Annotated in this window: 19 protein-coding genes; 10 read left to right on the top strand and 9 right to left on the bottom strand. The window is 59.8% G+C overall.

Annotated features, from left to right (window positions below; genetic code table 11):
• Complete coding sequence (locus AABM55_RS00440; RefSeq protein WP_347928525.1) at positions 1-1,791, top strand: ATP-binding protein; 1,791 nt, start codon at positions 1-3, stop codon at positions 1,789-1,791.
• A 7-nt stretch (positions 1,792-1,798) separates the two neighbouring features.
• On the opposite strand, the gene AABM55_RS00435 is transcribed toward AABM55_RS00440, so the two are convergent.
• The 7 genes from AABM55_RS00435 to AABM55_RS00405 all read right to left on the bottom strand — a co-directional run bounded on the left by AABM55_RS00435 (position 1,799) and on the right by AABM55_RS00405 (position 9,175).
• On the bottom strand, positions 1,799-3,412 hold the full coding sequence (locus AABM55_RS00435; RefSeq protein ID WP_054598211.1) for an EAL domain-containing protein: 1,614 nt from the start codon (positions 3,410-3,412) through the stop codon (positions 1,799-1,801).
• A 76-nt stretch (positions 3,413-3,488) separates the two neighbouring features.
• Positions 3,489-4,268 carry an N-acetylmuramoyl-L-alanine amidase gene (locus AABM55_RS00430; protein ID WP_347928524.1) on the bottom strand — a complete coding sequence of 260 codons (780 nt, stop codon included), beginning with the start codon at positions 4,266-4,268 and terminating at the stop codon, positions 3,489-3,491.
• A 99-nt stretch (positions 4,269-4,367) separates the two neighbouring features.
• A complete protein-coding gene (locus AABM55_RS00425) occupies positions 4,368-6,515 on the bottom strand; it encodes a diguanylate cyclase (RefSeq protein WP_347928523.1) in 2,148 nt (715 codons plus the stop codon).
• The gene (locus tag AABM55_RS00420; RefSeq protein ID WP_054594952.1) at positions 6,512-7,390 is read right to left on the bottom strand and encodes an endonuclease/exonuclease/phosphatase family protein; all 879 of its coding nucleotides are present in this window, start codon (positions 7,388-7,390) and stop codon (positions 6,512-6,514) included. The genes AABM55_RS00425 and AABM55_RS00420 overlap by 4 nt, the downstream gene beginning before the upstream one ends.
• Positions 7,391-7,402: 12 nt before the next feature.
• The gene (locus AABM55_RS00415) at positions 7,403-8,032 is read right to left on the bottom strand and encodes a thiol:disulfide interchange protein DsbA/DsbL (RefSeq protein ID WP_216744876.1); all 630 of its coding nucleotides are present in this window, start codon (positions 8,030-8,032) and stop codon (positions 7,403-7,405) included.
• Between the two features lie 200 nt (positions 8,033-8,232).
• Positions 8,233-8,838 carry a cytochrome c4 gene (locus tag AABM55_RS00410; RefSeq protein WP_054594950.1) on the bottom strand — a complete coding sequence of 202 codons (606 nt, stop codon included), beginning with the start codon at positions 8,836-8,838 and terminating at the stop codon, positions 8,233-8,235.
• A gap of 46 nt (positions 8,839-8,884) precedes the next feature.
• Positions 8,885-9,175, bottom strand: a complete 291-nt coding sequence (locus tag AABM55_RS00405) for a cytochrome c5 family protein (RefSeq protein ID WP_054594949.1) — start codon at positions 9,173-9,175, stop codon at positions 8,885-8,887.
• A gap of 191 nt (positions 9,176-9,366) precedes the next feature.
• Here AABM55_RS00405 and yihA point away from each other — a divergent pair, with 191 nt between their 5' ends.
• Positions 9,367-10,011 (top strand): ribosome biogenesis GTP-binding protein YihA/YsxC, encoded by a 645-nt coding sequence (yihA, locus tag AABM55_RS00400; RefSeq protein ID WP_054594948.1) that lies wholly within the window; start codon positions 9,367-9,369, stop codon positions 10,009-10,011.
• A gap of 438 nt (positions 10,012-10,449) precedes the next feature.
• Here yihA and polA read toward each other — a convergent pair whose 3' ends face one another.
• Positions 10,450-13,221 (bottom strand): DNA polymerase I, encoded by a 2,772-nt coding sequence (gene polA, locus AABM55_RS00395; RefSeq protein WP_347928522.1) that lies wholly within the window; start codon positions 13,219-13,221, stop codon positions 10,450-10,452.
• 74 nt (positions 13,222-13,295) lie between these two features.
• Between polA and AABM55_RS00390 the strand changes: the two genes are divergently transcribed.
• Positions 13,296-13,586, top strand: coding sequence for a DUF2782 domain-containing protein (locus AABM55_RS00390; protein ID WP_054594946.1), 291 nt, complete (start codon positions 13,296-13,298; stop codon positions 13,584-13,586).
• 60 nt (positions 13,587-13,646) lie between these two features.
• Positions 13,647-14,597, top strand: a complete 951-nt coding sequence (locus AABM55_RS00385; RefSeq protein WP_054594945.1) for a homoserine kinase — start codon at positions 13,647-13,649, stop codon at positions 14,595-14,597.
• Positions 14,598-14,646: 49 nt separating this feature from the next.
• On the opposite strand, the gene AABM55_RS00380 is transcribed toward AABM55_RS00385, so the two are convergent.
• Positions 14,647-15,576, bottom strand: coding sequence for a zinc ABC transporter substrate-binding protein (locus AABM55_RS00380; protein ID WP_081013722.1), 930 nt, complete (start codon positions 15,574-15,576; stop codon positions 14,647-14,649).
• A 57-nt stretch (positions 15,577-15,633) separates the two neighbouring features.
• On the opposite strand from AABM55_RS00380, the gene AABM55_RS00375 reads away from it, so the two are divergent.
• From AABM55_RS00375 to AABM55_RS00350, 6 genes are all read left to right on the top strand, one after another.
• Positions 15,634-16,116, top strand: a complete 483-nt coding sequence (locus AABM55_RS00375; RefSeq protein WP_054594943.1) for a Fur family transcriptional regulator — start codon at positions 15,634-15,636, stop codon at positions 16,114-16,116.
• Complete coding sequence (gene znuC / locus AABM55_RS00370) at positions 16,116-16,901, top strand: zinc ABC transporter ATP-binding protein ZnuC (RefSeq protein ID WP_054594942.1); 786 nt, start codon at positions 16,116-16,118, stop codon at positions 16,899-16,901. The genes AABM55_RS00375 and znuC overlap by 1 nt, the downstream gene beginning before the upstream one ends.
• Complete coding sequence (znuB, locus tag AABM55_RS00365) at positions 16,894-17,682, top strand: zinc ABC transporter permease subunit ZnuB (protein ID WP_054594941.1); 789 nt, start codon at positions 16,894-16,896, stop codon at positions 17,680-17,682. The genes znuC and znuB overlap by 8 nt, the downstream gene beginning before the upstream one ends.
• A 37-nt stretch (positions 17,683-17,719) precedes the next feature.
• Positions 17,720-18,433, top strand: a complete 714-nt coding sequence (locus AABM55_RS00360) for a PA5502 family lipoprotein (RefSeq protein WP_054594940.1) — start codon at positions 17,720-17,722, stop codon at positions 18,431-18,433.
• A gap of 208 nt (positions 18,434-18,641) precedes the next feature.
• Positions 18,642-19,649, top strand: a complete 1,008-nt coding sequence (locus AABM55_RS00355; protein WP_103314903.1) for a methionine ABC transporter ATP-binding protein — start codon at positions 18,642-18,644, stop codon at positions 19,647-19,649.
• Positions 19,649-20,323, top strand: coding sequence for a methionine ABC transporter permease (locus AABM55_RS00350; protein WP_103314902.1), 675 nt, complete (start codon positions 19,649-19,651; stop codon positions 20,321-20,323). The genes AABM55_RS00355 and AABM55_RS00350 overlap by 1 nt, the downstream gene beginning before the upstream one ends.
• Positions 20,324-20,327 lie beyond the last annotated feature (4 nt).

Raw genomic sequence — 20,327 nt, 5'->3', positions numbered from 1 at the left:
ATGAAGCTGGCGATGAAGTTGCGCACACGGCTGTTTCTGAGTATCTCGGCACTGATCACCGTGGCGTTGCTCGGCCTGGTACTCGGGCTGGTCAGCGTGATGCAGATAGCCGGTAATCAGGAAGCATTGATCCGCGACAACTTCATCACCCTCGACCTGGAACTCAAGCTGCGCCAGACCCTGGACGATCAGTTGATCAACATGCTCAGCATAAAGCCCGACCTTGAGGCACTGGAATCCTCTGAACGGCGCTACTTCGAGCTGCTGGATCAAGGCATCGAGCATGAAAACAGTTTCAATGGCGAGCATCACGGCTTCGAGCAGGCCCGAACGGACTACCTGTCCTTTCTCAAGGCCTTCAGCCTCACGCAGGAACCATCCGGCAAGCTCGCCGGCAATCGGGACCTCACCGAAAAGTTCAACGTGCTGCGCAACGGCCTTATTGCCGAACACAAACAGGCCCTGGACAACATCGACGAGACCCAGCGCAATGCCCGCGAACATGCACTGCTGATTGCCGGTTTGCTCGGATTGGTCGGGTTGGCAGTACTGGCCATCGGCTTCATCACCGCTCACGGCATCGCCCGGCGCTTCGGTGAGCCGATCGAGGCACTCGCCAAGGCCGCGGATAACATCGGCCAGGGTAACTTCGATGTCACCCTGCCAATTTCCCCGGCGGTGGAACTGACCCAGCTCACCCGGCGCTTCGGGATCATGGCCGAAGCCTTGCGCGAGCATCAGGCAACCAATGTCGATGAACTGCTCGCCGGTCAGCAACGCTTGCAAGCCGTGCTCGACAGCATCGATGACGGTTTGCTGATGATTGATCGTCAGGGCCAACTGGAGCACCTTAATCCGGTTGCACAGCGTCAATTGGGCTGGGACGAAGGCCGCCTCGGCCAAGGCCTGGGCACCGCACTCCAGCGGCCAGAGCTCGATGAACAACTACAAACGGTACTGCGCGGCGGAACGCTGGAGCGTGCGCCTGAAGACCTGAGCATCGAAGTCGATGGCGAGTCGCGTCTGTTGACCTACAGCCTGACGCCGGTCATTCATCCCCAGGGGCATATCCTCGGCGCCGTCATGGTGCTGCACGATGTCACCGAGCAACGGGCCTTTGAACGGGTGCGCAGCGAGTTCGTACTGCGTGCCTCCCATGAGCTGCGTACGCCGGTCACCGGCATGCACATGGCCTTCGGCCTGTTCCGCGAGCGCGCGCACTTTACCGAGGACTCTCGCGAAGCCGACCTGTTGAACACGGTGAATGAGGAAATGCAGCGTTTGATGCAGTTGATCAACGACCTGCTGAACTTCTCGCGTTATCAGAATGGTCTACAAAAACTCACCCTGGCGCCGTGCAACATCGATGACCTGCTGGAGCAGGCACAGGAGCGTTTCGCCGAGCGGGCTAATGAGCAAAGCATCGAGTTGCTGGTGGAAGTGCACACACCACTCCCGCGCCTGCAGGCCGATCAGGCGCAACTCGACCGGGTGCTGGACAACCTGATCGACAACGCGCTGCGCCATACCAGCCACCATGGGCAGATACGCTTGCAGGCTCGCCGGCACGGCGAAAGGGTGATCGTCAGCGTCGAGGACAATGGCGAAGGCATCGCTTACGGCCAGCAGGGGCGGATTTTCGAACCCTTCGTTCAAGTCGGGCGCAAGAAGGGCGGCGCCGGGCTCGGTCTGGCACTGTGCAAGGAGATCGTGCAGCTGCACGGTGGTCGCATGGGCGTATATTCCCGGCCGGGGCAGGGCACTCAGTTCTATATGGCACTGCCACTCTAACGAGCGATCACGCCTCGTCATCCAACCGCCGTGACGCCAACCGACGGCCTCGGGTGATCAGTTCAATGAACTGCGTCGCGGTCAAGGCATGGGCGAACAACCAGCCTTGGCCGTAATTCACTCCCTCACTGCTCAGCAACGTGGCCTGGGCTTCATGTTCGATACCTTCGGCAATCACCTTGAGCTGCAAGGCATGCGCCATGCGAATGATGTGCGGCGCCACGCCGCTGCTGGCGGCGTCGTGGCCCAGCGCATCAATGAAAGCCTTATCGATTTTAAGGTAGTCCACTGGCAGGGTTTGCAGGTAAGCCAGGCTGCAATAACCGGTGCCAAAGTCGTCGATCAACACTTGATGCCCGGCATCGCGCAACGCTTGCAGGTTCTCCCGTGCGACCACCACATCGATCAACCCGCGCTCGGTCACCTCAAATGCGATCTGCCGCGCAGCGACCCGGTGCGTGGCCAGCAAGCCTGCCATGACCTGGCCAACCCGCGGCACCATGACGTCGCAGGCCGCCAGGTTGACCGAAATATACAACTGCGGGTTGGCGCGCAGTAACTTACCGAGCTGTTCAAGCAATCGCTGCAACACGAAGTCAGTGATCTGACGGATCTGCCCGGAGTCTTCCGCCATGGGAATAAACAGGTCCGGGCTGGTGAGCGTGCCGTCCGGCCGGCGCCAGCGCAATAAGGCTTCGGCACCGACACAGTGACGGCTCTTGAGATCGAAGATCGGCTGATACAGGACCTGTAACTCCCCCCGCTTGAGGGCTCCCTGCAACTCACCGCCCAACGATTGCCGCTGGCGGGCCATCAAAAACACCAAACCGCCAATGCTCAAGCCCAGCACCAGGCTTGCCGGCACCAGCCACCACCACAGCGTGGGCAGGTGCGATGCGGTTCGAGGGCTGATCAACACCAACTGGTACTCGGGATTGTTGGTCGGCATGCGATAGATCAGCCGGGTTTTCGTGACCTGCAACGGTTCACTGCTGAAGGACGACCAAGGGTCGCTGAGTGGCCAGGCTTGTGGTGTGCCGAGTACCGGGATCGCCCGAGCGCCATGATCGACCACTACCAACAGGCTGCTGCCGGGCGTGAGATCAACCATGTCGGTCAAATGCCCTCGGGAGGTAGCGACGCGAAAATTACCGCGTCCCAACATCAGCGCTGCACGGTCTTCATCGGGCTCGGTCGAGGTGTTGAGCCAATAACTGTAGGTCGGCCCTTTGATGTCCGGCGGTCGGATTGCCGAAAGCCCATCCTGCCGCGGTCGGCTCGAACAAAATTGCGTGCTATCGATATAGGCCGCTTCATAGACGAAGCGGTAATTGAAACTGACCTGCTGCAAGGTCGCGATCATGTCTGCATCACAGTTACGCAACGGCTGCGCTTCCAGGTCATCCAGGCCTTCGCGCAGTTGACCGAACAGTTGCTCCAGACGCTCCAGAAAGCGTTCGCCCTGAGCATTCATCTGTTCGCTTTCACGTTGCTGGACCTGCCGCTGCGCCACCCCGAGGCTGCCAGCCAACAGCAAGGCCGCACTCAGCGCAGCCGCTAGTATCGCCAAAGACCAAGGGCGATAGAACCAACTGCGCAGGGTTTCGCCAGCGACTGCCATCATTGAATATCCGAAGGATTACCAATGAGTTATAGCTACTGATCAGAAAATAGCCCTGACCGTCGGGCGGGCGTCATTATTTTGTCTGGTTGAGCACCTGCAGAATCGCGGCGCTTTGCGCGTCTGGCGTACCGTCAAACCGTGAAGGTCGATAGTGCATCTGGAAAGCTGCCAGCACATGCCGGGTGGCCACATCCAGTTCACCGGTCTGCGGCGTTGTATAGCCCAGACGCGCGAGCTCTTCCTGAAACCAGGTGATGCTCGGAAGTTGTGCTTCGAATAACGCCTGCTGACGCGCTACGGCCTGGGCATCGGGCCAGACCACCAGCCCTTCGTCGGCCAGACGCTTCCACGGGAACAACGGACCCGGATCAAGCTTGCGTAGCGGCGCGATGTCACTGTGGCCAATGATGTTTCGCGGGCTGATGTTGTTGCGCTTGCTGATGTCCTTGATCAGGAAAATCAATGACTGAACCTGCGCCTCGCTGTAGGGATACCAGACGCGCCCGGCAGGCGTATCGTGAAATCCCGGATTGACGATTTCGATGCCAATCGAGCTTGAGTTCAGCCAGGTCCGGCCCTGCCACTCGCTTTCCCCGGCATGCCAGGCCCGACGGCTCTCATCCACCAACTTGAAAATAGTGGCGCTCTTGTCATCGCCCACCAGGTAATGGCTGCTGACCTCGCCATGGGTCAACAGCGCCAACGAACGCTCCTGCGAGGCGGTGGTGTAATGCACCACGATAAACTGCACACGATTGTCGAAGTTCACCGACGGATGGCGGGTGTCGATTCGCGGACCGCTGGCGCAACCCGCCAGGACCAGAAGTACCAAAAGCAGAGGAATCGATTTCATGATCTGGACAATACGCTGAGATAGTAATGCAACAGTGTAACGTACCGCCTTCTTCTGGACCGGCAAAGCCTGGCATTTAACCCGATGGATCACTTATCGTCAGCCCAGCTCCACTCGGTTTCGGCCGGCATTTTTTGCCCGGTAAAGCGCCTGATCGGCTCTTTTCAGCACAAGATCGCTGTGTTCTCCCGCTTTGAACGCCGTCATTCCCATGGAAACCGTGATCGTCACGCGCTCACCTTTGAAATGAAACGGGCAGGCTTCGATAGCCGCGCGCAGGGTTTCTGCCAACTTGGCGCCGACAGCCAAAGGGGTATTGGGCACCAGCAAGACAAACTCCTCACCACCGAAACGGGCAATGAAGTCCGTACCGCGCAGGCGCTTGCGCAGCACGTTGGCAATGATCTTCAGCACTTTGTCGCCGGCCAGGTGACCGTAGTTATCGTTGATGCGCTTGAAGTGGTCGAGATCGAGCATCGCCAGCAACAGCGAGTTTCCGTGTTGCTGCCACTGGGCAATCTCGTGCTCCAGACGCTCGCTCCAGGCCGCCCGGTTCGGTAAACCGGTCAGCGGATCGACCAGGGCTTTCTGACGTTGCTCTTCCAGGTGCTCGCGGTAACCCTGAGCCTCCTGCTCCATGCTCGCAACTCGCTCGGCCAAGCCTTGTAGACGTGCCGCAACCTCCTGCTCACGCTCGTCGCGCTGTTTCTGGTGCTGATCCATGGTGCCGAGCAACCCTTCCAGATGGTTCTCCAGCACATGCTTGAGGCCCTCCAGATCGGCGGCGTCCTGCATGCTGCTCTGCAAGCCATCGACCTGCTCACGGATCTGCGTGTCCATCTCCCGCGCAGCAGAGCGGTTGTCGGCATGACCCTCACTGGCGGCTTGCAGGTTGCTTTGGAAGGACTCCAATCGCTCATTGAGTTGCTTGAGGTAAACCTCGAACTCATGCTGACCGCTGTCAGTGATCGCCAGCATCAAAACCGCCAGATCATCGAGGATCGGCAGCAGCTCGTACCAATTCAAGCCATTTTGCAGCCGATCGCGCATCGCCTCGGCCTGCGGACGGTGACGCTCGGGCAGCGACAAATCGTCCAGCAGCCCCAGCAGCGTGCTCTCGATGTGTTTGGCCACCGAGCTGTAGGACGGCTCCGGCGAGTCGGGCAGTGCGTAAAGAACATCCTGCTCAGGATGCTCCGGGTCCAGAGTAGCCAAGGCTTCTGCCATCGCCGGCAGGGGAGGAAGGCTATCAATTAACGGCGAAGCTTCATCCGCCGTCCGAGGGACCTCGGATGTCAGCTCGTCGGGATTGATCGCCATTGAATCAGCAACCGTCACCGGGTCGGGTGTCGGGGATATCTGCGGTTCTTCCGGCGTATCCACATCCGGCAGATTCTGTTCCGCTACCTGCGCTTTGCCACGCGCAGCTTCCACGGCCAGCACTGGAGGAACAAAAGCCACCACGTCAGGTGCTGGCTTTGCTTCTTCCAGCGACTGAGGTGCCAACGGCTCCGACTCTGCAATCACAGCGTGCGGCACCTGCGCGGTGGGTGCCGGGATTTCGTGTACAGCGGGGGTAATAACCTGGATCGGCAACGGCACTGGTGATTCATGCACCGGCTCGGCTGTCGCCTCTGTTACAGGTGCCGACACTTGCTCAACAGGGCTCGGAGCAGGCGCTTCGTGTTGTAGCGCACCGGCTTCTGAAGCCTGAGCATCCGCCTCTCTACCGCCAAACAAACGCTGCAGCAAACCTGGGCGGCTTGGCTCGGCAGGGTTATCCAGCAGATTCAGCGCCTGACCTTGCAGACCACTGAGCTCACCGAGCAACAGGGGGATTTCACGTGCCTGGCCAACCCGTCCGTCGAGCTGCTTGGCAAAGGTCTTGAGCGGGCGGCTGATCTCGCGCGGCAACGGCAACGCCTGAAGCTGACTGACCAGGGCGGTCAACGCAGCGCTGACTTGATTGACCCGGGTCTCGCGCCGCTGCTCGGAGTCGAGTACCGCTTTCTCCAGGCGTGGCAGCAATGCCGCCAATCCAGCATCCATATCGTTGGTGCGGATGACTTCGCGCATTTCCTTCATGCACTGGTCAACCGCACGGTCGGTGCCCTCGGCCGCCAGCGTGCTGCGAACCAGTCCGCGACGCAGCAAGTCGAGGCGGGCATCCCAACGACGCTCGAGCTTTTCCTGTTGTTCGATACTTTTGAGGTATTTCTCTTTCCAGCGCTGTGCTTCGTCGCTCATTCAGGGGTTCCGCGAAGGGCAGGACTCAGCGCGGGCAATGCATCGACCGTGAGCGAACCCGGCAGACGAATCTCTACCGCGACGGGCAGGTGATCAGAAATCGGTTGCGCCAGCACTTCGACCCGTTCAAGGACCAGCGTAGGGCTGAGCAGAATATGGTCAAGACAGCGTTGCGGGCGCCAGCTGGGGAAAGTCGCTTCGACTTGCGGCGCAAGCAGGCCCAGGTCTCGCAGTGGAGAGGTTTGCAGCAGGTCACTGGCGTGGGTGTTCATGTCGCCCATCAGCACCTGATGCTTGTAGTCACCGATCAGCTCGCGAATGTAGGCCAACTGCATCGTCCGCACGCGCGCCCCCAGCGCGAGGTGCATCATCACGACCACCAGCGCATCCGGTCCTTCGCCAAACCGCACAAGAATCGCACCACGGCCCTTTGGCCCCGGCAGCGGATGATCTTCAATCGCCCATGGGCGCAATCGACTGAGCACGCCATTGCTGTGCTGGGCGAGGCGGCCCAGGTTGCGATTGAGTTGTTGATACCAGTAGGGGAAGGCACCGAGCTGGGCCAGGTGTTCGACTTGATTGACGTAGCCTGACCGCAGGCTGCCGCCATCGGCTTCCTGCAAAGCGACCAGATCGTAGTCGCCCAGCAGATTGCCGATTTTCTGCAGGTTATCCGCTCGCCCGGTGTGCGGCAGCAAATGCTGCCAGCTACGGGTCAGGTAATGCCGATAACGCTCGGTACTGATACCGACCTGGATGTTGAAACTGAGCAAACGCAGACGGCTGTCTGCAGGCAAGCCCGAGGACTCCAGATGATGCTCGTTGACCTGCGGATCATGCAGACCAACGAGACGTTCAGTACCCCAGCGGCGCATGGCGGGCGCCGCTTACTTAGCGGCGCGCTCCTTGGCGATTAGCTGATCGGCCACGCTCAAGGTGCCTTCAGGACCACCGGCAGTGCCCAGATCGAAGCGGTATTTGCCGTTCACGACCATGGTTGGTACGCCAGAGATCTGATAGGCCTGAGCCTTTTTCTTGGCATCTTCAACTTTGCCTTTGACGGCGAACGAGTTGTAGGTGCTCAGGAACTTCTCTTTGTCGACACCTTCGCCGGCCAGGAACTCAGCCATTTCTTCCGGGGTAGCGAGCTTCTTGCCACCGTGGATCGCTTCGAAGACGGCTTTATGGACCTTATGCTCCACGCCCATCGCTTCCAGGGTGATGTACAGCTGGCCGTGAACGTTCCAGATACCACCGAACATGGCCGGAATACGCACGAAGTTCACGTCTGCAGGCAGTTTTTCAACCCAGGGATTGATGGTCGGCTCGAATGCGTAGCAGTGCGGGCAGCCATACCAGAACAGCTCCACGACTTCGATCTTGCCAGGCACAGCCACCGGAACGGCGCTGCCCAATTCGACATATTGTTTACCGGCTTCAAGCGGTTCGGCAGCTTGGGCGGTCATACCAAACAGGCTGGCAGTGACGAGTGCGGCGCTGAGAATCAGATTACGCATGCTTTACTCCTGAACAAATTGGGTCGCCTCGCGCGACCTGTTTTCTGGCAGATCATGGCGGGCATTAGTGCTCTAGTGTAACGGCAGCAGCCACAAAAAAGGGCAGCCTAAGCCACCCTTTTTATGTTTGCATCGAAGGATTAATCGAGCGTTAACATTGCGCGAGATCAACACCCTGCGCAACGCCCGCTCAACCGACCTTAGTGCAGGCCCTGAATGTAGCTGGACACCGCTTCGATGTCCTTGTTGCTCAATTTTGCAGCAATGCTCTGCATGATTTTCGTGTCGCCGTCGTTGGTACGGTTACCTTCGCGGAAATCAGTCAGCTGCTTGGCGATGTATTGAGCGTGCTGGCCGCCCAGATGCGGGAAGGCAGCAGCGGCGTTGCCCGCGCCATTAGGCGAGTGGCAACCGGTGCAAGACGGCATGCCCTGATCCAGTTTGCCACCACGGAACAACTCTTCACCGTGAGCCACGACTTTAGGATCTGCTGCGCCGACGCTGCCTTTCTGGCTGGAGAAGTAGGCAGCAAGGTCAGCCAGGTCCTGATCGCTCAGGTTGGTCAGCAGGCCGGTCATCTCCAGAACGGTGCGCTTGCCCGACTTGATGTCGTGCAGTTGCTTGTTCAGGTAACGCTCACCCTGACCCGCCAGCTTTGGAAAGTTTGGCGCCATGCTATTGCCGTCCGGGCCATGACAGGCGCCACATACTGCGGCTTTCGCCTGACCAGCAGTCGCATCGCCTGCAGCATGGGCTATGCCGGAGATCCCCAGGGTCAACAGCAGACTCACGATCAATTTGTTCATCAGCTAATCCAACTACGGCTAAGGGTTAAAGAGTTATGGACCGGGATCACTCGTTCATCCACTGGATGATTGCTCGGTAATCCTCGGCACTGCAGTCCATGCACAAACCACGCGGCGGCATCGCCTTGAAACCCTGGGTCACGTGTTGCACCAGCGTCTCCATACCTTGCGCCAGTCTTGGCGCCCAAGCTTCCTGATCGCCCTTTTGAGGCGCCGTTGGGAGTTGGCCGGAATGACAGGCTCCACAAACACGGTTGTACACAGCTTCCGGATCCTGTGTAGCCTGAGCGCTGTAAAGCGGCATCAAGACACCGGCAGCTAGCAGCCATTTCGTCATAAAACGACCTTTTCAGGGTTGAGAGCGTGCTGCGTTCTAGTGCGCAATCAAGGTTAATCGCTCTCGTGAACTTCATCCTACGCCGGGACAAAGCGCACACAAAATCTGCGGCATTATATACTGGCGTCACTGAAACGGAAACGACGCTGCTCTTTGCGACCAATCTCGGCACCGCCCACATCGGAAATCCCATGCAACTCAAGAACCCCATCCTCGGCCTGTGCCAACAGTCCACCTTCATGCTCAGCGCCGCCAAAGTCGACCAATGTCCTGACGATGAAGGCTTTGAAGTGGCCTTCGCCGGGCGTTCCAACGCCGGCAAATCCAGCGCCCTGAACACCCTGACTCACGCCAGCCTGGCGCGCACCTCGAAAACACCAGGCCGCACGCAACTCTTGAACTTCTTCAAGCTAGACGATGAACGCCGTCTGGTCGACCTGCCGGGTTACGGTTATGCGAAAGTACCCATCCCGCTGAAGCAACACTGGCAGCGCCACCTGGAAGCGTATCTGGGTAGCCGCGAGAGTCTGAAAGGCCTGATTCTGATGATGGACATCCGTCATCCAATGACCGACTTCGACCTGCTGATGCTCGACTGGGCCGTGGCCAGCGGCATGCCGATGCACATTCTGCTGACCAAGGCCGACAAACTGACCTATGGCGCAGCGAAGAACACCTTGCTCAAAGTTCAGGCAGAAATCCGTAAAGGCTGGGGCGAAACCGTGACCATCCAGCTGTTCTCGGCACCAAAACGCCTGGGCCTCGAAGACGCCTACACCGTATTGGCGAACTGGATGGAACTGGCCGACAAGGGCACCGAGACAGAAGCCCAATAAGCTTTTGGGATATCCGATATACGGAAAACTGTCTGTGGGACGGTCAGGCAAGGCAAAAACACGGCTCGAAAGCGGAGTTTAGGGACCTAAATGAGCATTTCGAGCCGTGTTTTTAACGCAGCATGGCCGTTCCACAGGCAGTTTTTGGGCAAAAAAAACCCCGAATTACGTATGGGGAGAGAGTAATTCGGGGTCTAAGTTTCCGGACCGCTAGGGCGGGGTCCAGATATCTGCCAACACTTAACACAACATAGGAGCATCGAAGGGCTTCACCACCCATTCAGTAACTCTGAGTGGCGCTTCACAGATTTAGTTCCGGTTAATTTCAAAACCTATTGGGAATAACCCCAAGAATTTTCCGAACTAAGAGCCCTTCGCCGATGACTTGCCGCGACACTACGCCGCGGCGCTATCCCCGAAAAAGTGCCTCACACCGGCTTAGTGCGCTTCATCCCAGTTATTTCCAACGCCGACTTCCACCAAAAGTGGTACATCCAGGGTCGCTGCACTGCTCATGTGAACGCGAATTTCCTCACGAACCTGGTCAATCAGGTCTTCGCGAACCTCAAGTACCAATTCATCGTGCACCTGCAGAATCACTTTGGCGTCCAGACCCGAGGTCAGCAGCCAGTTATCCACCGCCACCATGGCCTTCTTGATGATATCCGCCGCAGTGCCTTGCATCGGCGCGTTGATTGCCGTGCGCTCGGCGCCTTTGCGCAGGGCCGGATTTTTCGCGTTGATGTCCGGCAGGTACAGGCGACGACCGAATATGGTTTCGACGAAACCTTGCTCGGCCGCCTGGGCGCGGGTGCGCTCCATGTACTCGAGCACGCCTGGATAGCGGGCGAAATAACGGTCGATATAGGCTTGGGACTGTTTACGGTCGACGCCGATCTGCTTGGCCAGGCCAAATGCGCTCATGCCGTAGATCAGGCCGAAGTTGATCGCCTTGGCGCTGCGCCGCTGATCGGTGGTGACGTCCGCCAGCTCAACCCCAAACACCTCGGCAGCGGTGGCTTTGTGCACGTCCAGATCATTGCGGAAGGCGTGCAACAGCCCTTCGTCCTTGGCCAGGTGGGCCATGATCCGCAGCTCGATCTGCGAATAGTCCGCCGCCAGCAGCTTGTAGCCTTTGGGGGCAATGAACGCCTGACGAATCCGTCGACCTTCGGCAGTACGAATCGGAATGTTCTGCAGGTTTGGATCGCTGGAAGACAAGCGACCGGTCGCTGCCACCGCTTGATGGTAGGACGTATGAATCCGCCCGGTGCGCAGATTGATCTGCTCTGGCAGACGGTCGGTGTAGGTGCTTTTCAGCTTGCTCAAGGAGCGGTACTGCATCAATACCTTGGGCAGCGGGTAATCCTGCTCGGCCAGTTCCGCCAGTACCGCTTCGGCAGTCGAAGCCTGGCCCTTGGCGGTTTTGCTGAGAATCGGCAGCCCGAGTTTTTCGTAGAGGATCACGCCCAATTGCTTCGGCGAACCGAGGTTGAACTCCTCACCGGCAATGGCGAACGCCTCACGCTCCAGCGCGACCAGCTTATCGCCCAGTTCAACGCTCTGGATGCCCAGCAGGTTGGCGTCGACCAACGCGCCCTGGCGCTCGATACGCGCCAACACTGGCACCAGCGGCATCTCGATTTCGCTGAGGACTTTGCTCAGGCTCGGAATGGCGTCGAGTTTTTCATGCAGGGTCTGATGCAGACGCAGCGTCACGTCGGCATCTTCAGCGGCGTATGGCCCGGCCAGCTCCAGCGAGATCTGGTCGAAGGTCAGTTGCTTGACGCCCTTGCCCGCGATGTCCTGGAAGCTGGTGGTGGTGTAGCCCAAATACTTGAGCGCCAGACTGTCCATGTCGTGACGGGTCGCAGTCGAATCCAGCACGTAGGACTCGAGCATGGTGTCGAAGGCGATGCCTTGCACCATGATGCCGCAGCTCTGATCTCCACCGATGGCGCAGTTGGCCAGGATGTTCATGTCGAACTTGGCGTGCTGGCCGACCTTGAGTTTGCTCGGGTCTTCCAGAATCGGCTTCAGTGCGCGCAACACCGTGTCGCGATCCAGTTGATCCGGCACGCCCATGTAGGAATGGGTCAACGGAATGTAGGCTGCTTCGTTGGCCTGCACAGCGAACGACAGCCCGACAAGTTGCGCTTGCTGCGCATCGATGCCCGTGGTTTCGGTATCGAAGGCGAACAGCGTGGCGTTTTGCAGCTTCTTCAGCCAGACGTCGAAATCTGCCTGGGTGAGGACCGTGGTGTAGTGGGGACCATCGCTATCGGCTACGGCTTCTTCAACCGCCGCGACCACTTCCTGGCCCGCTCGCTTGGCATCACGCTGAACTTCCTCGAACCAGCTCTTGAACTCGAGCAGGGTATAGAGTTCGGCGAGCTTTTCACGGTCCGGCTCACGCAGGTGCAAGTCGTCCAGACCGATATCCAGCGGCACGTCGACCTTGATGGTCGCCAGTTGATAGGAGAGGAACGCCATCTCCTTGTGTTCTTCAAGCTTGGCAGGCAACGTTTTGGCACCACGAATCGGCAGCGTCGGGACGATATCGAGTTGCGCATAGAGCTCGGTCAGGCCGCCGTTCACACCCACCAGCAGGCCGGACGCCGTCTTTGGGCCAATGCCCGGCACGCCTGGAATGTTGTCGGAGGAATCGCCCATCAGTGCCAGGTAATCGATGATCTGCTCGGGAGCGACGCCGAATTTCTCCTTCACGCCAGCCACATCCATCGCGCTACCGGTCATGGTATTGACCAAGGTAATGTGCCCGTCGACCAGCTGCGCCATGTCCTTGTCGCCCGTCGAGATCACCACCGGACGATCGGCGGCCGCGCTGCTGCGGGCCAGCGTGCCGATCACGTCGTCGGCCTCAACACCATCGACGCACAGCAACGGAAAGCCCAAGGCAATCACGCTCGCATGCAATGGCTCGATCTGCACACGCATGTCATCGGGCATGCTGGGACGATTGGCTTTGTACTCGGCGTACAGGTCATCGCGAAATGTTCCGCCCTTGGCGTCGAATACCACGGCGAACGGGCTGTCCGGGTACTGCTTGCGCAGACTCTTGAGCATGTTCAGCACGCCCTTGACTGCGCCGGTCGGCAGGCCTTTGGACGTGGTCAACGGTGGCAGCGCATGAAAGGCGCGGTACAGGTAAGAAGAACCGTCCACCAGGACGAGGGGGGCTTGGCTCATGAGCAGGATCAACCTTTTCGGCGGGTCCGGCGCTAGAATAGCGGGACCGTTGACGACAAAGGGACAAGGTTATCATGCGCTCACTCAATCGCTTGTTACTGGCTGGCTTCTTTGCAATCACTCCCCTGGCCGTCATGGCAGCCAATGATGCACCGACGCCGGAACCGGAAGTCACCATCCACACTGAAGGCGACAAAGTCATTCAGGAGTACCGCCAGAACGGCTTCGTGTACGCGATCAAGGTCACACCGAAGGGTGGAAAACCGTACTTTCTGATACGTGCGGACGGAACGGAGGCAAACTATATCCGCTCGGATCAGCCGAATATGCTGATTCCGGCGTGGGAAATTTTTACGTGGAAGTAGTTTCTTAACTTTAATCGGCGCTGGCTCAACCGCGGCGCCCGAACTGAGCAGTTTTTAACCATGTCTGTGTTCACCCCCCTGGCTCGGCCCGAGCTGGAAACCTTTCTCGCCCCTTATGGGCTCGGCCGCCTGCTTGATTTCCAGGGGATTGCCGCGGGTAGCGAAAACACCAATTTCTTCATCAGCCTGGAGCAGGGGGAGTTTGTCCTGACCCTGGTTGAGCGCGGCCCTGTGCAGGAGATGCCGTTCTTTATCGAGCTGCTCGACGTGCTGCACGACGCCAACTTGCCGGTGCCCTATGCATTGCGGACCACCGACGGCATCGCCCTGCGCGAATTGGCCGGCAAGCCTGCACTGCTGCAGCCGCGGCTGGCCGGCAAGCACATCAAGGAAGCCAACGCACAACATTGCGCACAAGTCGGCGAATTGCTGGGGCACCTGCACCTGGCGACCAAAGACCACATGATCAAGCGCAAGACTGATCGTGGCCTCGACTGGATGCTCGAAGAAGGCACGCAACTGCTGTCGCACCTGAATGCCGCGCAAAGCAATCTGCTGCAACGCGCCTTGAACGAAATTACTGAGCAGAAGATTAAAATTCTGGCGCTGCCTCGGGCCAACATCCACGCCGACCTGTTCCGCGACAACGCGATGTTCGAAGGCACGCACCTGACCGGGCTGATCGACTTCTACAACGCCTGCTCAGGCCCGATGCTCTACGACGTGGCGATTGCCCTGAATGACTGGTGCTCGGACGAAGACGGCGTGCTTGACGGCCCGCGGGCCAGGGCATTGCTCGGGGCTTATGCCGCGCTGCGCCCGTTCACCGCTGCCGAGGCCGAATTGTGGCCGACCATGTTGCGGGTGGCCTGCGTGAGGTTCTGGCTGTCGCGCTTGATCGCCGCCGAATCCTTTGCCGGGCAGGACGTGCTGATTCACGACCCGATGGAGTTCCAGCAACGGTTGGCCCAGCGTCAGCACGTCAGCACGCCGTTGCCGTTCGCCCTCTAAACCGTGGCGAGGGGGCTTGCCCCCTCACCACAGGGTCTGCGCTCGGGGGTTAAAGCGACTCCAGGCAACCCGCCAAATCATTCCCCAATTTCTCCAACACCTGCTCATAGCCGCGAGCAGTCGCCGGTGTGTAGCCGCCCAACGCATCCAGCTCCGCCAGTTTCACCGGCAAACCGGCCACCAGCGTCTCGGCCAGGCGTGGGCGCAGCGGTGGTTCGCTGAACACGCAGGTCTTGCCGACTTCCTGCAAGCGCGAGCGCATCGCTGCAACATGCTGTGCACCTGGCTGTACTTCAGCGGCCACGCTGAACACGCCGGTGTGCTTGAGGCCGTAGGCGTCTTCGAAGTAATCGAACGCTTCATGAAACACGAAGTAAGGCTTGCCCGCGATACCGGCCAAGCGCGCTTTCAAACGCAGATCCAGCGCGTCCAGGCGCTCATCGAACGCCTTGAGGTTGCTCTGATAGCGCGGCGCATTGGCCGGATCGGCAGCACTCAAGTCGGTGGCGATTTTTGCCGCGATCACTCGCGCATTGACCGGTGACAACCAGAGGTGAGCATCGAGACTGCCAGGGCGATGGTCGTGATCGTGTTCGTCTGCCTCTTCCGCATGGGAGTGGCTGTCTTCGGCAAAACGCCGCAGCTTCAGACCTGGCAGGTCCTGCACCGCAACCGATGGCAGGCTACGACCTTTGAGCACGCGCGGAAGAAAACCTTCCATGTCCGGGCCGATCCAGTAGAGCAGCTCCACCGACTGCACCTTCCGTACGTCGGATGGACGCAAGGCATAGTTATGCGGCGATGCACCCGGCGGCAGCAAGACCTCGGGAACCCCGACGCCATCCTGCACCGCAGCAGCAATCAGCTGCAGGGGCTTGATGCTGGTCAGTACGTTCACTTCGGCATGAGCGGCGCCGATCGCAAAAAAACCGGCAGCAAATGTGACAAAAATGGCAAAAAGTCTGGGCACGATGACCACTCAAGTAGGCGAGAACGGGTAACATAATAACGTCTCTCACAAAACTCGTCGCCGCTCATGCCTAAAACACCGCTAGCCAGCCGTCCCCACGACCACTCTCACTGCGTGCACAGCGCATTGTCCGAGGCCGATGTCATTTGCGCACGTCAGGGCTTGCGCCTGACCGCGCTGCGTCGGCGGGTGCTGGAACTGGTCTGGCAAAGCCACAAGCCGCTGGGCGCCTACGACATTCTGGCGGTACTCAGCGAGCAGGATGGCCGCCGCGCCGCGCCGCCGACGGTGTATCGCGCGCTGGATTTCCTGCTGGATAACGGCCTGGTCCACCGCATTTCCTCACTCAACGCCTTCGTCGGCTGCAATCATCCGGGGCACGCCCACCAGGGCCAGTTCCTGATTTGCCGCGAATGCCACGCGGCCATCGAACTCGAGCAAAAATCCATCAGCGACACAATCATCCACAGCGCCGGCGAAGTCGGGTTCGTGGTCGAAGGCCAGACCGTGGAAGTGGTCGGTCTTTGCTCGGGTTGCCAGGGGGCTTGATGAGCACTGCGTTAATTCGCCTCAATCAGGTTGCGGTGACCTTTGCCGGACAAAGCGTGCTGGACAACATCGAGCTGAGCGTCGAGCCGAGGCAGATCGTTACCCTGATCGGCCCCAACGGCGCCGGCAAGACCACGCTGGTCCGCGCCGTGCTTGGCCTGCTCAAGCCCGACAGCGGCAGCGTCTGGCGCAAGCCGAAACTGCGGGTCGGCTATATGCCGCAGAAGCTGCATGTTGACCCGACCTTGCCGCTCTCGGTACTGCGCTTCTTGCGCCTGGTGCCGGGCGTAGATCGTGCCCGCGCCTTGGCAGCGCTCAAGGAAGTCGGCGCCGAACAGGTGATCGACAGCCCGGTGCAAAGCGTTTCCGGCGGCGAAATGCAGCGCGTATTACTGGCCCGCGCCCTGTTGCGCGAGCCAGAACTGCTGGTGCTTGACGAGCCGGTGCAAGGCGTCGATGTGGCCGGACAAGCCGAGCTCTATAGCCTGATCACCCGCCTGCGCGACCGCCACGGTTGCGGGGTGTTGATGGTTTCCCACGATCTGCACCTGGTGATGAGCACCACTGACCAGGTGGTCTGCCTCAATCGCCATGTCTGCTGCTCCGGGCATCCCGAGCAGGTCAGCGGCGACCCGGCGTTCGTCGAGCTGTTCGGCAAGAACGCGCAGAGCCTGGCGGTCTATCACCACCATCACGACCACGCCCACGACTTGCATGGCTCGGTCGTCAGCGCGGCACCGACCGTTCACACCCACGTTCATGGAGATGGCTGCAAGCATGGCTGATTTTCTGTTGTACGCCCTGCTCGCAGGCCTGGCCCTGGCCGCCGTCGCAGGTCCGCTGGGATCGTTCGTGGTCTGGCGGCGCATGGCCTATTTCGGCGACACCCTGTCCCATGCAGCGCTGCTCGGCGTGGCGCTGGGTTTTCTGCTGGATGTCAGCCCGACCATCGCGGTGACCGTCGGCTGCCTGTTGCTGGCCGTGCTGCTGGTGACCTTGCAACAGCGCCAGCCGCTGGCCTCCGATACCTTGTTGGGGATTCTTGCGCCGAGCACGCTCTCTCTCGGCCTGGTGGTACTAAGCTTCATGCATGAAGTGCGGATCGACCTGATGGCCTATCTGTTCGGCGACCTGCTGGCGATCAGCCCGACCGATCTGGCGTGGATCCTCGGCGGCAGTGCGGCGGTGATGCTGCTGTTGGTGGCGCTGTGGCGGCCGTTGCTGGCGATTACCGTGCACGAAGAATTGGCCACGGTTGAAGGCCTGCCGGTAGCAGCATTGCGCATGACCTTGATGCTGTTGATTGCGGTGGTGATCGCGGTGGCGATGAAAATTGTCGGCGTGCTGCTGATTACTTCCTTGCTGATCATCCCGGCGGCTGCGGCACAACGTCACGCACGTTCTCCAGAGCAGATGGCCTTGGGCGCGAGTTTGCTCGGTATACTCGCGGTCTGCGGTGGCCTGGCGCTGTCGTGGTTCAAGGACACGCCGGCCGGCCCATCGATTGTGGTGGCTGCCGCCGCGCTGTTTCTGCTGAGTTTTGTCCTGCCCCGTCGAGGGGTGTAGACTTGCTCGTTTTTTGCGCAATCAGAGAGTCGCAGGAATGAAGCCGTTCGCCTCCCGTTATCTGCTCCTTGTTGCATTTTCGCTGCTACTTGGCGCCTGCCAAAGCACGCCGCCGGCCCCCGAGGTCCCGGACGCACGGGCTACGGCGATCGCGCAGCTGGAGCAAAGCCTGGCCAGCAGTGAACTGGCCACCGCCGAGGATCAATTGGCCGCCTTGCAGGCCGAATCACCCAACGATCAGTCGCTGGAGCAATATCAACGGCAACTCGCCGAAGCCTATTTGCAACGCAGCCAGATCGTTCTGCAAAAAGGCGACGTGAATGCCGCCGCCACGGCCCTGAGCCGGGCCCGTGCGTTGATGCCCAAAGCTCCGGCGCTGACCGGTGGTGTCAACAACGCCATCAGCCACGCGCGCAAGGCCGAACTGGACCAGGCCGAGGCAGCCCTCAAAGCCGCCGAAGCCAAGCGTGTCGCCAAGGTCATCGACCCAACGGCCGAGAGCACCACCGTTGCGCTGAACATCGCCGATAGCAAGCAATTGCGTCGGCAACTCGATGCGATTGCCAGCGATGTGGTGAGTTATGAGTGCGACGTCAGCATTCAGGCGCCGCGCACCGAAGATTACCCGTGGCTGGCCACGCTGCTGACCAAACGGGTGAAGAAGCTGGATGCAGACTTCGACCTGAAGATCGAGCGACAGATTCTGCGCAATGTTCCGGCACAGATGGTTCTGACGCCGCGTAAGCCTTAAAAGAAGAAGATCGCAGCCTCCGGCAGTGCCTACATCGGTCCGTAGGAGCTGCCGGAGGCTCCGATCTTTTGCATTTCCGGTTATCGCGTTATTTCCAAATGACTGGATGAATGCGAAATAAATGCTAAGAGCCTCTATACGGACAGGCTAAAATGCCCGCCCGGCTAACCGCTGATCCTTTTCTAACGCGCCCCACAAGGTTCGCTACGTGATCGAGTTTCAAAACGTCCATAAAACTTACCGCGTTGCCGGTAAGGATATTCCCGCGCTGCACCCTACCAATCTGTCGATTGAGAACGGTCAGGTATACGGCCTGATCGGTCATTCCGGTGCGGGAAAAAGTACCCTGTTGCGCCTGATCAACCGCCTGGAAGACTCCAGCGGCGGCAAGATCATCGTCGATGGTGAAGAGGTCACCGCGCTGGACGCCAATGCGCTGCGCCGTTTCCGTCAGCAAGTCGGGATGATCTTCCAGCACTTCAACCTGCTGGCCTCCAAGACAGTTGCCGACAACGTCGCACTGCCACTGACCCTGGCCGGTGAACTGTCGCGCAGCGAGATCGATCAACGGGTGGCCGAGTTGCTGGCTCGCGTCGGCCTGTCCGACCACGCAAAGAAGTACCCGGCGCAGTTGTCCGGTGGCCAGAAGCAGCGCGTCGGCATCGCCCGCGCCCTGGCGACCAAGCCAAAAATCCTGCTGTGTGACGAAGCCACCAGCGCCCTCGACCCGCAAACCACCGCGTCGGTCCTGCAACTGTTGGCCGAGATCAACCGTGAGCTGAACCTGACCATCGTGTTGATCACCCATGAAATGGACGTGATTCGCCGGGTCTGCGACCAGGTCGCCGTGATGGATGCCGGCGTGATCGTCGAGCAAGGTCCGGTGGCCGACGTGTTCTTGCACCCCAAGCACCCGACCACCAAGCGATTCGTGCAGGAAGACGAGCAAATCGACGAAAGCGAGCAGCGCGACGACTTCGCTCACGTGCCGGGCCGTATCGTGCGTCTGACCTTCCAGGGCGACGCCACCTACGCGCCGTTGCTGGGCACCGTCGCCCGTGAAACGGGTGTGGACTACAGCATCCTCGCCGGTCGTATCGACCGCATCAAAGACGTCCCCTACGGGCAACTGACCCTGGCGGTCACCGGCGGCGACATGGACGCGGCGTTTGCCCGCTTCACCGCGGCTGACGTCCACATGGAGGTGCTGCGTTAATGGAAGCCCTGATGAGTTTCTTCGCCAATATCGACTGGTTCGAAATCTGGCAGGCTACCGGCGACACCTTGCTGATGCTTGGCGGTTCGCTGTTGTTCACCGTACTGCTCGGCCTGCCGCTGGGTGTGTTGCTGTTCCTCTGCAGCCCGCGCCAGTTGCTCGAAGCCAAAGGCGTTTACGCGCTGCTGTCGCTGATCGTGAATATCCTGCGCTCGCTGCCGTTCATCATTCTGCTGATCGTGATGATCCCGTTCACCGTGTTGATCACCGGCACCTCGCTGGGCGTCGGCGGTGCGATTCCACCGCTGGTAGTCGGCGCTACGCCGTTCTTCGCCCGTCTGGTGGAAACTGCCCTGCGTGAAGTTGATCGCGGCATCATCGAAGCGACCCAGGCCATGGGCGCGACGACCCGCCAGATCATCGTCAACGCGCTGCTGCCGGAAGCCCGCCCAGGCATCTTCGCAGCGATCACGGTGACCGCGATTACGCTGGTGTCCTACACGGCGATGGCCGGTGTGGTCGGTGCCGGTGGTTTGGGTGACCTGGCAATCCGCTTCGGTTACCAACGCTTCCAGACTGACGTGATGGTGGTGACCGTGGTGTTGCTGCTGGTACTGGTCCAGGTTCTGCAAACCGTCGGCGATAAGCTGGTGGTGCACTTTTCCCGAAAATAAATGC

The organism is Pseudomonas helvetica, assembly GCF_039908645.1.
GTDB classification, from domain to species: Bacteria; Pseudomonadota; Gammaproteobacteria; order Pseudomonadales; family Pseudomonadaceae; genus Aquipseudomonas; species Aquipseudomonas helvetica.
Note: the sequence above shows the minus strand (reverse complement) of the source record. Positions and strands in the feature narration are given on the sequence as shown.

Coding starts and splice junctions, on each gene's coding strand:
- AABM55_RS00440 (WP_347928525.1), top strand. CDS start 1: ATGAAGCTGGCGATGAAGTTGCGCACACGGCTGTTTCTGAGTATCTCG.
- AABM55_RS00435 (WP_054598211.1), bottom strand. CDS start 3,412: ATGGCAGTCGCTGGCGAAACCCTGCGCAGTTGGTTCTATCGCCCTTGG.
- AABM55_RS00430 (WP_347928524.1), bottom strand. CDS start 4,268: ATGAAATCGATTCCTCTGCTTTTGGTACTTCTGGTCCTGGCGGGTTGC.
- AABM55_RS00425 (WP_347928523.1), bottom strand. CDS start 6,515: ATGAGCGACGAAGCACAGCGCTGGAAAGAGAAATACCTCAAAAGTATC.
- AABM55_RS00420 (WP_054594952.1), bottom strand. CDS start 7,390: ATGCGCCGCTGGGGTACTGAACGTCTCGTTGGTCTGCATGATCCGCAG.
- AABM55_RS00415 (WP_216744876.1), bottom strand. CDS start 8,032: ATGCGTAATCTGATTCTCAGCGCCGCACTCGTCACTGCCAGCCTGTTT.
- AABM55_RS00410 (WP_054594950.1), bottom strand. CDS start 8,838: ATGAACAAATTGATCGTGAGTCTGCTGTTGACCCTGGGGATCTCCGGC.
- AABM55_RS00405 (WP_054594949.1), bottom strand. CDS start 9,175: ATGACGAAATGGCTGCTAGCTGCCGGTGTCTTGATGCCGCTTTACAGC.
- yihA (WP_054594948.1), top strand. CDS start 9,367: ATGCAACTCAAGAACCCCATCCTCGGCCTGTGCCAACAGTCCACCTTC.
- polA (WP_347928522.1), bottom strand. CDS start 13,221: ATGAGCCAAGCCCCCCTCGTCCTGGTGGACGGTTCTTCTTACCTGTAC.
- AABM55_RS00390 (WP_054594946.1), top strand. CDS start 13,296: ATGCGCTCACTCAATCGCTTGTTACTGGCTGGCTTCTTTGCAATCACT.
- AABM55_RS00385 (WP_054594945.1), top strand. CDS start 13,647: ATGTCTGTGTTCACCCCCCTGGCTCGGCCCGAGCTGGAAACCTTTCTC.
- AABM55_RS00375 (WP_054594943.1), top strand. CDS start 15,634: ATGCCTAAAACACCGCTAGCCAGCCGTCCCCACGACCACTCTCACTGC.
- znuC (WP_054594942.1), top strand. CDS start 16,116: ATGAGCACTGCGTTAATTCGCCTCAATCAGGTTGCGGTGACCTTTGCC.
- znuB (WP_054594941.1), top strand. CDS start 16,894: ATGGCTGATTTTCTGTTGTACGCCCTGCTCGCAGGCCTGGCCCTGGCC.
- AABM55_RS00360 (WP_054594940.1), top strand. CDS start 17,720: ATGAAGCCGTTCGCCTCCCGTTATCTGCTCCTTGTTGCATTTTCGCTG.
- AABM55_RS00350 (WP_103314902.1), top strand. CDS start 19,649: ATGGAAGCCCTGATGAGTTTCTTCGCCAATATCGACTGGTTCGAAATC.